This is a genomic window from Streptomyces avicenniae (genome assembly GCF_000719135.1).
Classification (GTDB): domain Bacteria; phylum Actinomycetota; class Actinomycetes; order Streptomycetales; family Streptomycetaceae; genus Streptomyces; species Streptomyces avicenniae.
This window is the reverse complement of the sequence record NZ_JOEK01000002.1, coordinates 407,356-420,898: the sequence shown is the minus strand read 5'-3', so window position 1 is coordinate 420,898 and position 13,543 is coordinate 407,356. Positions and strand designations below refer to the sequence as shown.

General features: G+C 72.3%; 12 protein-coding genes and 1 riboswitch. Of the genes, 6 read left to right on the top strand and 6 right to left on the bottom strand.

What is annotated here, in order from left to right:
* Positions 1-66: 66 nt before the first annotated feature.
* Positions 67-229, bottom strand: a riboswitch (cobalamin riboswitch).
* From IF27_RS05955 to IF27_RS05935, 5 genes are all read right to left on the bottom strand, one after another.
* The gene (locus tag IF27_RS05955) at positions 223-774 is read right to left on the bottom strand and encodes a GNAT family N-acetyltransferase (RefSeq protein WP_052848451.1); all 552 of its coding nucleotides are present in this window, start codon (positions 772-774) and stop codon (positions 223-225) included. It overlaps the preceding riboswitch by 7 nt.
* A 53-nt stretch (positions 775-827) precedes the next feature.
* A complete protein-coding gene (locus IF27_RS05950; protein ID WP_052848285.1) occupies positions 828-2,273 on the bottom strand; it encodes a DUF2079 domain-containing protein in 1,446 nt (481 codons plus the stop codon).
* Between the two features lie 183 nt (positions 2,274-2,456).
* Positions 2,457-2,678, bottom strand: coding sequence for a CstA-like transporter-associated (seleno)protein (locus IF27_RS05945; RefSeq protein ID WP_052848284.1), 222 nt, complete (start codon positions 2,676-2,678; stop codon positions 2,457-2,459).
* Positions 2,675-4,804: a carbon starvation CstA family protein gene (locus IF27_RS05940; RefSeq protein WP_052848283.1), complete on the bottom strand. Its 2,130-nt coding sequence runs from the start codon at positions 4,802-4,804 to the stop codon at positions 2,675-2,677. The genes IF27_RS05945 and IF27_RS05940 overlap by 4 nt, the downstream gene beginning before the upstream one ends.
* A 192-nt stretch (positions 4,805-4,996) precedes the next feature.
* Positions 4,997-5,800: a GntR family transcriptional regulator gene (locus IF27_RS05935; protein WP_420821987.1), complete on the bottom strand. Its 804-nt coding sequence runs from the start codon at positions 5,798-5,800 to the stop codon at positions 4,997-4,999.
* 237 nt (positions 5,801-6,037) lie between these two features.
* On the opposite strand from IF27_RS05935, the gene IF27_RS05930 reads away from it, so the two are divergent.
* From IF27_RS05930 to IF27_RS05910, 5 genes are all read left to right on the top strand, one after another.
* Entirely contained in the window at positions 6,038-7,318 is a 1,281-nt protein-coding gene (locus IF27_RS05930; RefSeq protein WP_052848281.1) for an extracellular solute-binding protein, read from the top strand.
* Positions 7,319-7,390: 72 nt separating this feature from the next.
* On the top strand, positions 7,391-8,383 hold the full coding sequence (locus IF27_RS05925) for a carbohydrate ABC transporter permease (protein WP_110945579.1): 993 nt from the start codon (positions 7,391-7,393) through the stop codon (positions 8,381-8,383).
* The gene (locus IF27_RS05920; RefSeq protein ID WP_052848280.1) at positions 8,380-9,198 is read left to right on the top strand and encodes a carbohydrate ABC transporter permease; all 819 of its coding nucleotides are present in this window, start codon (positions 8,380-8,382) and stop codon (positions 9,196-9,198) included. The genes IF27_RS05925 and IF27_RS05920 overlap by 4 nt, the downstream gene beginning before the upstream one ends.
* A 9-nt stretch (positions 9,199-9,207) precedes the next feature.
* Positions 9,208-10,779 carry a glycoside hydrolase family 3 protein gene (locus IF27_RS05915; RefSeq protein WP_052848279.1) on the top strand — a complete coding sequence of 524 codons (1,572 nt, stop codon included), beginning with the start codon at positions 9,208-9,210 and terminating at the stop codon, positions 10,777-10,779.
* Complete coding sequence (locus IF27_RS05910) at positions 10,776-11,828, top strand: SIS domain-containing protein (RefSeq protein ID WP_052848278.1); 1,053 nt, start codon at positions 10,776-10,778, stop codon at positions 11,826-11,828. Before IF27_RS05915 ends, IF27_RS05910 begins: the two co-directional genes overlap by 4 nt.
* Before the next feature lie 31 nt (positions 11,829-11,859).
* Here IF27_RS05910 and IF27_RS05905 read toward each other — a convergent pair whose 3' ends face one another.
* Positions 11,860-12,618 carry an SDR family oxidoreductase gene (locus IF27_RS05905; RefSeq protein ID WP_052848277.1) on the bottom strand — a complete coding sequence of 253 codons (759 nt, stop codon included), beginning with the start codon at positions 12,616-12,618 and terminating at the stop codon, positions 11,860-11,862.
* A gap of 83 nt (positions 12,619-12,701) precedes the next feature.
* On the opposite strand from IF27_RS05905, the gene IF27_RS05900 reads away from it, so the two are divergent.
* A complete protein-coding gene (locus IF27_RS05900; RefSeq protein WP_052848276.1) occupies positions 12,702-13,337 on the top strand; it encodes a TetR/AcrR family transcriptional regulator in 636 nt (211 codons plus the stop codon).
* The last annotated feature ends 206 nt before the right edge of the window (positions 13,338-13,543 follow it).

The window sequence follows — 13,543 nt, the reverse complement described above, 5'->3', positions numbered from 1 at the left end:
CGGGCATGCGTGTAGCGGGGCAAACACATGCCGCACGCGTCCGCCGACCCAACCCACGAGGCCCGGACGTGTTCGAAACCGTCGGCAGGTGCTCGGACTCGTGACACACGGTACGAAGCGGCGTATCACACACCGTTGCGGGACAGCTCCGGAATCACACCGGATTCCCCTGCGACGACAGCGAGATGAGCATACATCTTGTGTCGCGCGCGGCGGACTGCCCTATATGTTGTGGTCGTCACGTGGCGCGTCGGCAAGCTCATGTGCGAACGCGTGAAGCCGCACCTCGGGCACCGGTTCCCAGTCCAGCTCCGGCGCCCGAACGAACCCCAGCCGCTCGTACAGCCGGTGCGCCGTGTGCATCTGCGACTGACTCGACAGCACGACACGCCGGGCGCCGATCTCCCGCGACCGGCGCAGGCACTCCCGCACCAGCGCCTCGCCCGCCCCCCGGCCGCGCGCCGCCCCGTCCACCGCGAGCATCCGGAACTCGGCCTCGCCTGGACCGGCCAGATCGGCGAACGCGCCGCCCCGGCCGACGAACGTCACACTCCCGAGGAGCCGTTCACCGCCCGCCCCTTCCGCCCCGCCGTCCCGCTCCACGGCGACCAGCACCTCCGCGTGCGCCGCACGGTGCGCCGCGTCGCGCAGCACCCCGAGGTACGGGTCGTCCGCGCCGAAGGCGAGCAGCCCGCCCTCCAGGTACACCCGCGCGCTCAACTCGCCCACGGCTTCCAGCTCGTCGTCCCGCGCTTCCCTGATCACGATATCCATGCACACAGTGTGACGGATGGGACTGACAATCGGCCACGGCCTCACCCCGTCCGTCACCGCATGCGCAGCACCCAGAACCCGGCCTCCTGCGCCACGACGTCGTACACGCCGTCCGGATGGATACGGTGCGCGTACTGCGTCAGCTCCTCCGCCGTCCGCGCCGGGTCCCAGTACGCGATGTACTCCGGCGCGGGCCCGTCCGTGTTGCCGATCCAGAAGACCCGGCAGCGCGCCGTCAGATGGGCTATCGGCCGCACGTTGGCCGCGACCTCCGCGCCGTCGGGAATCACCGACAGGACGCGTTCCCCGGCCTCGGCCGCCTCGCCCTGCCGGTACGTCGCCGCGTGCGTGAGCCCCGCCACGGGCAGCGTCGTGCTGAGCGCCAGCGCGGCGGCCAGGACGCCGAGCGGCAGCCGTTCCGCGTACGCGCGCAGCCAGGGCCGTGGCCCGTCCGCGCGCGTACGGGCCACGGCGTCGGCCAGCGCGAGGGCCGTCACCGGCATGAGGACGGCGCTGTAGTGCCAGTCGGTGCCCCAGTAGTGCGGGTCGTGCGAGACGAACCGCCAGCCCAGCGTGGGCAGCAGGACCAGCAGCAGCGGGGAACGCAGCGCGAGCAGCCCGGTGGTGGGCACGAGCACCCACAGCAGCGTGCGCAGCTTCTGGTCCGCGTCCGTGAACGCCGTCCGCAGCGGCCCGTCGCCTTCGCCGACCTTCGTCCAGTAGTCGTAGCCGCCGCCCGAGTTGAACGCCGGTATGAGCACGGCGATCGTCACCAGGCACGCCAGCGCCGCGACCACCGCGAAGCCGACCGCCCGCCGCACCATCCGCGGATCGGGCCCGCCGCGCGCCCGCAGGGCCACCACGGCGGCGATCGCGGCGGCCGTGAGCCCCAGGTCCTCCTTCACGAGGAGCAGCGGCAGCGCCCACCACAGCGCCGCCCGGTGCCGCCCCTTCAGCAGCGCCTCCAGGGAGAACGCGATCAGCGGCACGGCGAACGCGATCTCGTGGAAGTCGAAGTCCACCGCCTCCTGCACGCCCCACGACAGCCCGTAGGCCGCGCCGATCGCCGCCCCGGCCGACCGTCCCAGCAGATGGGCGGCGGCCCGCGTCACCGGCACCACCGCGAGCGCGAACAGCGCGGCCTGCGCGACCAGCAGCGTCACCGGGGTCGGGAACATCCGGTAGAACGGGGCGATCAGCGCCGTCACCGGGCTGAAGTGGTCGCCCAGGAGCGCGAAGTCGCGGCCCTTCAGGTCCGAGACGGGCAGTTGGAGGCCCGCGTACGAGCGGACGGCCTGCTCGAAGATCCCGAGGTCCCAGGAGCGGCTCTCCCAGCGCAGGTGCCGCGTCACCGAGACGGCCGTGTACAGGACGAAGAACGCACCGGCCAGCCAGTACGGGTCGGCGCGCGGCCTCCGCCACGACGGCGCGCGCCGCCCGGCTATCGGCCCCGCGTCCGCGTCCGCCTCACGCCCGCCCGCGGCGGTGAGTGTCGTCATGTCCGCGCGCCCCCCGAAGTGCCCCGCACCGCCACCGTTCCCCTTCCGCCCCGCACGCCGGGGGCCGCCCGCCCGGCTCGTCCCCCCTTCATACGTCGGGCGGCGGCCGGGCGGTTACCGGGAAGGGCCAGGAAGACGAGTGAGGGCCGTCACACCACGCGGCGTGACGGCCCCTCACCCGGTTCAGCAGCAGCCGAGGCCGCCGCCGTCGCGCGGATCGCCGTAGCGGGCCTCCACCCGCCGCCGCTCGAACGCGCGGCGGCTCGGCACCTCGGCGTCCGGATCGGCGTGCCGCAGCTCCGCGACATGGCGGGCGTACGCGTTCTCGCCCGTGAACTCGGTCACGTACCAGCGCAGCCAGGCCAGCGCGCGGCGCGGCGCGGCGGTGGCGGCGTGCCGCGTCACTCGCGCGCCTCCGCCGTACCGGCGCGCTCGCCGTCCGCCTGCCGGGGGATGCCGCCCCCGGCGCCGAGCCCGGCGGCTGCCAGCTCCGCGCGCTCCTCCTTCGTCGCGATCAGCCCGGCGGGCGCGACGATCCGCGACTCGACGTACGGCGCCTCGGCCAGCGTCACCGAGCCGGGGCGCCTGACGGCCTTCACGCACACGCGCAGCGCGTCGGCGAACACGACGAGCACCAGCAGCGCGAGGACGGCGGACAGGGCGGCGTCGAGCGTCGCGGTGCTGACGATGGTCCGCATGTCGTCCATGTCCCGCGCGCCGGTCAGCAGCTGTCCCGCGTCGATGCCGTCCTGGTACAGGTCGCGGCGGGCGAGGAAGCCGACGGCCGGGTCGCCCGAGAACACCTTCTGCCAGCTCGCGGTCAGCGTGATCACCGACACCCAGGTGAGCGGCAGGAGCGTGACCCAGACGTGTTTCAGCCGCCCCGACTTGACCAGCAGGACGGTGCAGACGGCCAGGGCCACCGCGCCGAGGAGCTGGTTCGAGATGCCGAAGATCGGATAGAGCGTGTTGATCCCGCCGAGCGGGTCGTGCACGCCGACCCACAGCAGGTAGCCCCACAGCGAGACGACGATCGCGCTGCTGATCCAGACGCCGGGCAGCCAGTTCGTCTCCCGGAAGCGGCCCAGCCGCGGGTGGAGGCTCGCGAGGGCGTCCTGGAGGATGAACCGCCCGACGCGCGTCCCCGCGTCTATGGCCGTCAGGATGAACAGCGCCTCGAACATGATCGCGAAGTGGTACCAGAACGAGGTCATCCCGTCGCCGCCGAGGAAGTCCGCGAAGATCGCCGCGAGGCCGAGGGCCAGCGTCGGCGCCCCGCCCGTGCGGGACAGCAGCGACTCCTCCTCCACCGAGGCGGCGGCTGCGGCGAGTTGGTCGGGGGTCACCGAGAAGCCCCAGGAGGTGATCGTCTCCGAGGCCGCCTGGAGGGTGTCGCCGATGACGGCGGGCGGCGCGTTCATCGCGAAGTACGTGCCCGGGTCGAGCACGCAGGCCGCCGTGATGGCCATGACCGCCACGGACGACTCCATCAGCATCGCGCCGTAGCCGATCGTCCTGACCTGGGTCTCCTTCTGGATCATCTTCGGCGTCGTGCCCGAGGAGATCAGCGAGTGGAACCCGGACAGCGCGCCGCAGGCGATCGTGATGAACACGAACGGGAACAGCGAACCGGCGAACACCGGCCCGTCCCCGTTGGACGCGAAATCGGTCACCGCCTCCATCCGCAGCGTCGGCAGCGTCACGACGATCGCGAGCGCGAGCAGCCCGATCGTGCCGACCTTCATGAACGTGGACAGGTAGTCGCGCGGCACCAGCAGCAGCCACACGGGCGCCACCGACGCCGCGAACCCGTAGATCACCAGCCAGCCGACGAGCGAGCCGGGCGAGAGCGTGAACGCCTCGGCGAGCCCCGAGTTGGCCACCCAGCGGCCGGAGACGATCGCCAGCAGGAGCAGCGCGACGCCGATGACCGTGACCTCGGCGATGCGGCCGGGGCGCAGGTAGCGCAGGTAGACGCCCATGAACAGCGCGATCGGGATCGTCAGGCCCACGGAGAACGTGCCCCACGGCGACTCGGCGAGCGCGTTCACCACGATGAGCGCGAGCACCGCCAGTATGATGATCATGATGCTAAAGATCGCGAGGACGGCCGCGACGCCGCCGACCAGGCCGATCTCCTCGCGCGCGATCTGCCCCAGGCTCTTGCCGTCACGCCGCGTCGAGAAGAACAGCACGACCATGTCCTGCACGGCGCCCGCGAAGATGACGCCGACGATGATCCAGATCGTCCCGGGCAGATAGCCCATCTGGGCCGCGAGCACCGGCCCGACCAGCGGGCCGGCGCCCGAGATGCCCGCGAAGTGGTGGCCGAGCAGCACCCGGCGGTCGGTGGCGTGGTAGTCCAGCCCGTCCGCCATCCGCTCCGCCGGGGTGGCCCGCGTGCCGTCCACCCGCAGGACGCGCCGCGCGATGAACTTCGAGTAGAACCGGTACCCGATCGCGTACGTCCCGAGCGCCGCCGCCACCATCCAGGCGGCCGAGACCTCCTCGCCGCGCGCCAGCGCCAGCATCGACCAGCCGAGCGCGCCGACGGCGGCGACGACGGTCCAGATGGCGATGGACCCCGCCCGGGGCCGTTGTCGTAATGGAGTTGTCCGCACGATGCACTCTCCCGCCGTCGTCCTTGACCGACGCCCGGGAATCTAGGGCAGTCGGCGGCCGATGGCCATGGGGCGTACGGGCGCGGGCGGCCCCGGATTCGATCAGCGGGGCCCGTGGGGCTCGTGGGGTTCGTGCGGCCGTTCGAGATTCGCCACGAACTTGTACCGGTCGCCGCGGTAGACCGAGCGCACCCACTCGACCGGCTCGCCGCGCGTGTCGCGGGAGTGGCGCGAGAGCATCAGCATCGGCAGCCCCACGTCCGTGCCCAGCAGACCGGCCTCCCGCGGGTTCGCCAGGGACGTCTCGATCGTCTCCTCGGCGCGCGCGAGGTGCACGTCGTACACCTCGGCCAGCGCCGTGTACAGCGACGCGTAGCGCACCAGGGAGCGGCGCAGCAGCGGGAATCGTTCCTGCGACAGGTGCGTCGTCTCGATCGCCATCGGCTCCCCGCTGGCCAGCCGCAGCCGCTCGATGCGCAGCACGCGCCCGCCCTCCGGCAGGTCGAGCAGGCCGCTCAGGCGCTCGTTCGCGGTGATGTATCCGATCTCCAGGAGCTGCGAGGTCGGCTCAAGACCCTGGGCGCGCATGTCCTCCGTGTAGGAAGTCAGCTGAAGAGCCTGCGAAACCTTGGGCTTGGCGACGAAGGTGCCCTTACCCTGGATGCGTTCGAGTCGGCCTTCGACCACCAGTTCCTGGAGGGCCTGGCGGACGGTCGTGCGCGAGGTGTCGAACTCGGTGGCCAGCGAACGCTCGGGCGGCACGGGGGTGCCGGGCGGCAGGGTCTCCGTCATCTGCAGGAGGTGGCGTTTGAGCCGGTAGTACTTCGGGACGCGCGCGGTGCGTGTCCGGTCCGCTCCCTCCGGGCCGGTGCCCGCGCCGGTCATCGGACTCCCGTCCCTGGCCATCGCACGCCTTTCCGAGCTGTCCTGTCCTGCCGTCACCGGTTTCCTCCGTGACTTCGAAGCTCACATCGTGGCACGGGCCGAAGTGCCCCGTTGTTCCCGGGCGGATGTCGGTCCGGTAACGGACGGCGCACGCCGCTCGTGGTCTCTTGACACCCTGTCTTGGTCTAGTCCAAGCTCCCGGGCAACTGGTCTACACCTCTTGTCTACACCATTAATACGGAACGAAGGGAGCGTGACGTGAAGCACAAGCTGGTCGCTGCGGTCGGTGTGGCAGCCATGACGGCGGTCCTGGCCGCCTGCGGGGACGACGGCAGTGGCGGGGGCGGCGGCGGCGGTGGTGAGGGCGGCGGCGGCGCCGACTCGATCACCGTCTGGCTGATGGACGGTTCCGCGCCGGACGCCTGGGTGCAGGAACTGAACGCGGCGTTCGAGGAAGAGCACGGCGTCGAGGTCAACGTCGAGATCCAGCAGTGGGACGGCATCCAGGAGCGGGTCACCACGGCCCTCTCCGAGGACGGTACCGTCGATGTCCTGGAGATCGGCAACACCCAGACCGTCGGCTACGCCAACACCGGCGGGCTCGCCGACCTGAGTGACTTCGCGGGCGAGCCGTGGACCGCGTCCATGCTCGACTCGGCCCAGGTGGACGACACCCTCTACGCCGTGCCGTGGTACGGCGCCAACCGCGTGGTCATCTACGACCGCAGCGTCTGGGAAGAGGCCGGTGCCGAGGTGCCCACCACGCGCGACGAGTGGATCACCGCGCTGGAGGCCATCGACGAGAACACCGAGGCCGAGCCCATCTACCTGCCCGGCCAGTCGTACTACGTGCTCGGCGGCTTCCTGGCCGACGAGGGCGGCAGCTTCGCGGTCGAGGACGGCGACGGCTGGGCCGGTGGCCTGGCGACGCCCGAGGGCGAGGCCGCCATGGACTTCTACGCCCAGCTCCAGAGCTTCTCCGACTCGCCGACCGACAACGACGAGGCCGAGCCCCAGCAGTCCACCGACGTCGTGCCCAACCAGGAGGTCGCCTCCTGGATCGGCCTCGGCTGGGAGGCCGCCGGCGCCACCGCCGCCATCGAGGAGGCGGGCGGCGAGGCCGACTTCGGTTACTTCCCGATCCCCGGCAAGACCGCCGACGAACTCGGCCACGTCTTCCTGGGCGGTTCCAACCTCGCGATCTCCGAGCGCGCGGGCGACAGCGAGCTGGCGGCCGAGTGGCTGCGCATGGCCACCTCCCAGGAGTGGGCGCAGCGCTACGTGGACGCCAACAACGGCGGCGTCGTCCCGAACCGCTCCGACGTCACGGCCAGCCCCGAGGCGGGCAGCTTCGCCGAGGCGATGGTCCAGCCGGTTGACTTCGGCTTCCTGCCGCCGCTCACCACCGGATGGACCAACGTCGAGACCGAGCCCAACCCGATAAAGGAACTGATGACGAGGGCCCTCAACGGTGACGACTACCAGTCGGCCGCCGAGGAGGCCGACGCGGAGATCACCGACCGGATCAACCGCGAGTAACCACGCGTCACCGGGGTGCCGCCCGCCGTCCGGCCGGGCGGCACCCCCTTCGCCGTGCGAGGGAAGGCACGCATGACCGTTGACATCGAGAAGGCACCACCACCGCCCGTACCCCCGGTTCGCAGAACCGTGCCCGGCGGGCAGCGCCCCCGGCGCCGCGCGGGGCTGCGGCTGCCGGGCGGCTGGGTGCCGTACCTGCTGATCGCCCCCGCCGTGGCGGCCCTGGCGGCGGTCCTCGGCTACTCGCTGGTGCGCAACGTCCTGATCTCCTTCCAGGAGTTCGGCCGCCGCCAGCTCATCAGCCGGACGACCGAGTACACCGGCTGGGACAACTTCCGGCGCGTCCTGGAGATGGACCGCTTCTGGGACTCCGTCGCCCGCACCTTCGTCTTCACCGCGGTCAACGTCGCCCTGATCATGATCATCGGGACGCTCGTCGGGCTGCTGCTGCGCCAGCTCGGCCCGGTCATGCGGCTCGTCCTGTCGCTCAGCCTGGTCGTCGCCTGGGCCATGCCGGTGATCGCGGCCACCACCGTGTTCCGCTGGCTGTTCGACACCCAGTTCGGCGTCGCCAACTGGGCCATGCGCACGCTCGGCTTCGAGGGCTACGAGGACCACAACTGGTTCGACTCCGGCATCTCGACACTGACGATCGCCGGCATCCTCATCATCTGGGGCTCCATCCCCTTCGTCGCCCTCAACCTCTACGCGGGTCTCACCACCGTCAGCGCCGAGGTCCTGGAAGCCGCCCGCATGGACGGCGCCGGAAGCTGGCGCATCTTCTGGTCGATCATCGCCCCGATCATGCGGCCGTTCTTCCTCATCACCACCTTCCTGGAGATCATCTGGGTCTTCAAGGCGTTCCCCCAGGTCTACGCGCTCAACGGAGGCGGGCCCAACCGCGAGTCCGAGACGCTGCCGGTCATGGCGTACGTCGAGGGCATCGGCCAGAACCAGTACGGCACGGGCGCGGCCATCTCCGTGCTCACCATCCTGATCCTGCTGGTCGCCATGTCCTTCTACTTCCGCCTCATCCTCAAGCAGGAGAAGGAGCAGGACGCGTGAACGTGCGGAAGCTTTCCCTCAACGGGGTGGCGCTCGTCCTCTCGGCGATCTTCCTGTTCCCCGTCTACTGGATGTTCTCCTCCTCCTTCAAGGAGAACTCCCAGGTCCTCACGAAGGACCCGGTCTTCTTCTTCGTCCCGACCTTCGAGCACTACACGACGGCCCAGAACGCCGACCTGTTCTGGACGTACGTCCGCAACAGCCTCGTCGTCACGATCGGCGCCGTCCTGGTCGCCCTCTCCGTGGCGCTGCTCGCCTCCTACGCCCTCGCCCGCATGCGCTTCCGCGGCAAGCGCGCCATGGTGCTCACGGTGATGGCCGCGCAGCTCGCGCCGTGGGAGGTCCTGGTCATCGTCGTGTACCTGAACGCCCGTGACCTCTCCATGCTGAACAGCATCGGCACCCTGCTGCTCGTCTACTTCGTCATGGCACTGCCCTTCACCATCTGGACCCTGCGCGGCTTCATCGCCGCCGTCCCGAGGGAGCTGGAGGAGTCCGCCCTGATCGACGGCTGTACGCGGACCCAGGCGTTCCGCCGGGTCATCTTCCCGCTGCTGGCGCCCGGTCTGATGGCCACGTCGCTGTTCGGCTTCATCCTGGCGTGGAACGAGTACGCCATGGTGTCCGTGATCAACAAGGCGCCGGGCACCGACACCCTGCCCCGCTGGCTCACCAGTTTCCAGACCGCCTTCGGCAGCGACTGGGGCGCCACCATGGCCGCCGCCTCCATGTTCACCATCCCCGTGCTCCTCGTGTTCCTCCTCTTCCAGCGACGGGTCACCGGCGGCTTGGCCGCGGGTGCCGTGAAGGGATAGCGCTCCGCCATGACGACCGTGGTACCCGACTCCGACACCCTGACCCGGGACGCGCTGGCCGTGCTCCAGCCGACGTTCACCGGCACCACGACCGCCCCCGACTGGCTGCTGCGCCAGCTCGACAACGGCATGACCGGCGTCGGCCTCTTCGGCCGCAACGTCGTGTCGCCCGAGCAGCTCGCGGGCCTCACCGCCCAGCTGCGCACCGCCAGACCCGACGTCATCGTGGCCGTGGACGAGGAGGGGGGCGACGTCACGCGCCTTGAGGTGCACGGCGGCTCGTCCTACCCCGGCAACCACGCCCTCGGCAGCGTGGACGACCCCGCCCTGACGCGGCAGGTCGCCGCCGAGATGGGCCGCCGCCTCGCCGAGTCGGGCATCACCCTCAACTGGGCGCCCTCGGCGGACATCAACTCCGACCCGGACAACCCGGTCGTCGGCGTCCGCTCCTTCGGCGACGACCCGCAGCTCGTCGCCCGGCACACCGTCGCGTACGTCGAGGGGCTCCAGGGCGCGGCCGTCGCCGCCTGCGTCAAGCACTTCCCCGGGCACGGCAACACCAACGTGGACTCCCACCACGCCCTGCCCCGCATCGACATCGACCTGGAGACCCTGCACGCCCGCGAGCTGGTGCCGTTCAAGGCCGCCATAGCGGCCGGTGCGCGCAGCGTCATGAGCGCGCACATCCTGCTGCCCGCCCTCGACCCCGAGCGGCCCGGCACGCTCAGCCACACCGTCCTGACCGGCCTGCTGCGCGCGCCCGAGAGCGAGGGCGGCCTCGGTTACGACGGGCTGATCTTCTCCGACGCCATCGAGATGAAGGCCGTCGCCGAGACCTACGGCCTCGACCACGGCTGCGTCCTCGCCGTGGCGGCCGGGGCCGACGCCCTGTGCATCGGCGGCACGCCCTCCGACGAGGCCGAGGTCCTGCGCCTGCGCGACGCCCTGGTCACGGCCGTCCGGACGGGCGAGCTGTCCGAGGAACGCCTCCACGACGCCGCCGAACGGGTCCGCGCCCTCGCCCGCTGGACGGCCACCGAGCGCGCCCGCGTCCTGGCCGCAGCCGCCGCGCCCGAGCCCGCGACCGGCGGCATCGGCCTCGTCGCCGCCCGCCGCGCCGTCGAGGTGACCCGCCCCGACGGCGCGGGACCGCTCCGGCCGCTGAGCCGCGCGCCGCACGTCGTCTCGTTCTCGCCCGGCGCCAACATGGCGGCCGGTGACCAGACGCCCTGGGGCGTCGCCGCCGAGCTGAGCCGCTTCCTGCCCGAGACCACCACCGGCGGCCACGACGCCGCCGACGCCGCGCGCCTGGGCACGGACGGCCTGCTCGCCGAGGTCCTGGCCGCGGCGGGGGACCGGCCGGTGGTCGCCGTCGTCCGCGACCTGCACCGCCACGGCTGGATGGCCGCCGTGCTCGACGGGCTGATCGCCGCCCGCCCCGACACGGCCGTCGTCGAGATGGGCGTCCCGCACGCCGCGCCGGTGGGCGCCGTCCACCTCGCCACCCACGGCGCCTCCCGCGTCTGCGGCCTGGCCGCCGCCGAGATCCTCACCGGCCGGACGGAGGCCACCGCCCGATGAGCACGCACGAGCCCGGCAGCATCATGGCCGCCGAGATCGCAGAACAGCCCGCCGTCCTGCGGCGCCTGCTGACCGAGGGCGCGGGCCCCATCCGGGAGACCGCCGCGCGCATCGCCGCACGCGAACCGCGTTTCGTCCTGCTCACGGCCCGCGGCACCTCGGACAACGCGGCGCTCTACGCGAAGTACCTGCTGGAGATCCTGCTCGGCAAGCCCTGCGGCCTGACCTCCATGTCCACCACGACGGCCTACGACGCGAAGCCCGACCTGGACGGCTGCCTCGTCGTGACCGTCAGCCAGTCGGGCGGCTCGCCCGACCTCGTCGCCTCCACCACGGCGGCCCGGGAGGCCGGGGCGATCACCCTGGCCGTCACCAACAACGCGGCCTCCCCGCTCGCACAGGCCGCCGAGTACCACATCGACGTCCTGGCGGGCCCGGAGCGCGCGCTGCCCGCCACCAAGACGTACACGGCCGAACTGCTCGCCCTGTACCTCTTCGTCGAGGGGTTGCGCGGCGGCGACGGCCCCGGGGCCGCCCGTGACCTCCCGGCGCTCGCCGAGGAGATCATCGGCCGGGCCCCCGAGGTACGGCAGCTCGCGGGCCGCTACCGCTTCGCCGAACGCATGGTCCTCACCTCGCGCGGCTACGGCTACCCGACGGCCAAGGAGGCGGCGCTCAAGCTGATGGAGACCAGCTACATCCCGGCGCTGTCCTACTCGGGCGCCGACCTCCTCCACGGCCCGCTGGCCATGGTGGACAACGTCTCCCCGGTCATCGCCATCGTCACCGACGGCCGGGGCGGGCAGGCGCTCCAGCCCGTCCTCGACCGGCTGAAGGACCGCGGCGCCGACCTCGTCGTCATCGGGCCCAAGGCCCAGGTGGACGCCGCCTCCGCCGGGTTCGCGCTGCCGACCGCCGGGGTCCCCGAGGAGTTGCAGCCGATCCTGGAGATCATCCCGCTCCAGCTGCTGGCCCACGAGGTCACCCTGGCGCGCGGCCAGGACCCGGACGCGCCCCGCGCCCTGGCGAAAGTCACCGAGACGCGCTGACGGGCCCCGTACCGCCCCCCCGGCGGCGTCCTCAGACGAGGGCGCCGCCGGTCGCGTCGATCCACTGGCCGGTCACCCACCGGGCGTCGTCCGAGGCGAGGAACGCGGTCACGTCCGCCACGTCCTCCGGCGTCCCCACCCGCCCGAACGGCGACATCGCCGCCGTCGCCCGCCTGGCCGCGTCGTCGTCCCTGAGCCAGCCCGCGTTCATGTCCGTGTCGATCACGCCGGGCGCCACCGCGTTCACCGTGATCCCCCGCGGGCCCAGTTCGGCCGCCAGCGCGACCGTGAACCGGTCCAGCGCGCCCTTGGACATCGTGTAGGCCGTCACGTCGGTCATCAGCCCGGGCCGCAGGGTCAGGCCCGTCGAGACGTTGACGATCCGCCCGCCGTCCCGCAGCCGGCTGAGCCCGTGCTGGACGACGAAGAAGGGCGCGCGCACGTTCACCGCGAAGACGCGGTCGAAGTCCTCCGGCGTCGTCCCGCCGATCCCGGCCCGCTCGCCGGTGATCCCGGCGTTGTTCACGAGCACGTCCACGCCGTCGGCCCGCGCGTCGAACGCCGCCCACAGCGCCTCGGCGTCCCCCGGGCCGCCGAGCGGCGCCCGCAGGGCGAACGCGCTGCCGCCCGCCTCCTCGACGGCGGCGACCGTCTTCCCCGCCGCCGCGTCGTCGTGCGCGTAGTGCACCGCCACACGGGCGCCCTCCCGCCCGAGCCGCAGGGCGATGGCCCGCCCGATGCCCCTGCTCCCCCCGGTGACCAGGGCCGTCCTGCCTGCGAGCGCGCTCATGCCGCCGCCCTCCACGTTTCTCTAGTGGTCGCTACAGAAAGAACCGTAGCAGCGATCTCTAGCGACCGCTATAGAATGGGTCCATGACGGAGGACGGGCGGCGGACGACAGGGCCTGGCGGCACGGCGCGGCGCGGCCGACCGCGTTCCTTCGACCGCGAGGCGGCGCTCGAACAGGCCGTCCTCGCCTTCTGGGAGCACGGCTACGAGACGACCTCCGTCGCCGACCTCACCCGCGTCATGGGGATCGGCGCCCCCAGCCTGTACGCCGCGTTCGGCGACAAGAAGGCGCTGTTCGAGGAGTGCGTCGCGCGCTACGGCGAACGGCAGGGGAGCTACATGGGCGTCGCCCTCGCGGAGGAGCCGACCGGCGGGGCGGCCGTGCGCCGTCTGCTGCGGGAGGCGGCTGCGGTCTTCACGGCCCCGGGGCGTCCGCGCGGCTGCATGGTGATCTCGTCCGCGGTGAACTACCAGGACGCGGGCGCGGAGGTCGCCGCGGGTCTGCGCGGCATCAGGAACCGCAACCTGCGGACCATCGAGGGCCGGCTGCGCGAGGACCTGGCGGCGGGACTGCTGCCGCCGACCGCCGACCCGGCCACGCTTGCGCGCTTCGTCGGCACCGTCCTCCAGGGCATGAGCCAGCAGGCGCGCGACGGCGCGACCCGTCAGGAACTCGACGCGGTGGCGGAGATCGCCCTGACCGCCTGGCCCGCCGTCTGAAGACCCGCGCGGCCGTGGACCGGCCGCCGTGACACCCGCGGGCCGCGGCGCCGCGGAGGGACCCTCAGCCCTCCCGGCACCGCAGCCCGGAGCGATTACGGGCCCAGGACGCCGTCAGGGCAGATAGCGCCGGGGCCTCGCTCTGCCCTCCTGTGCGGGGAGAGCAGAAGAATGTGCGGCCGTGCCCTCATTCTGTCCCGGCCCCG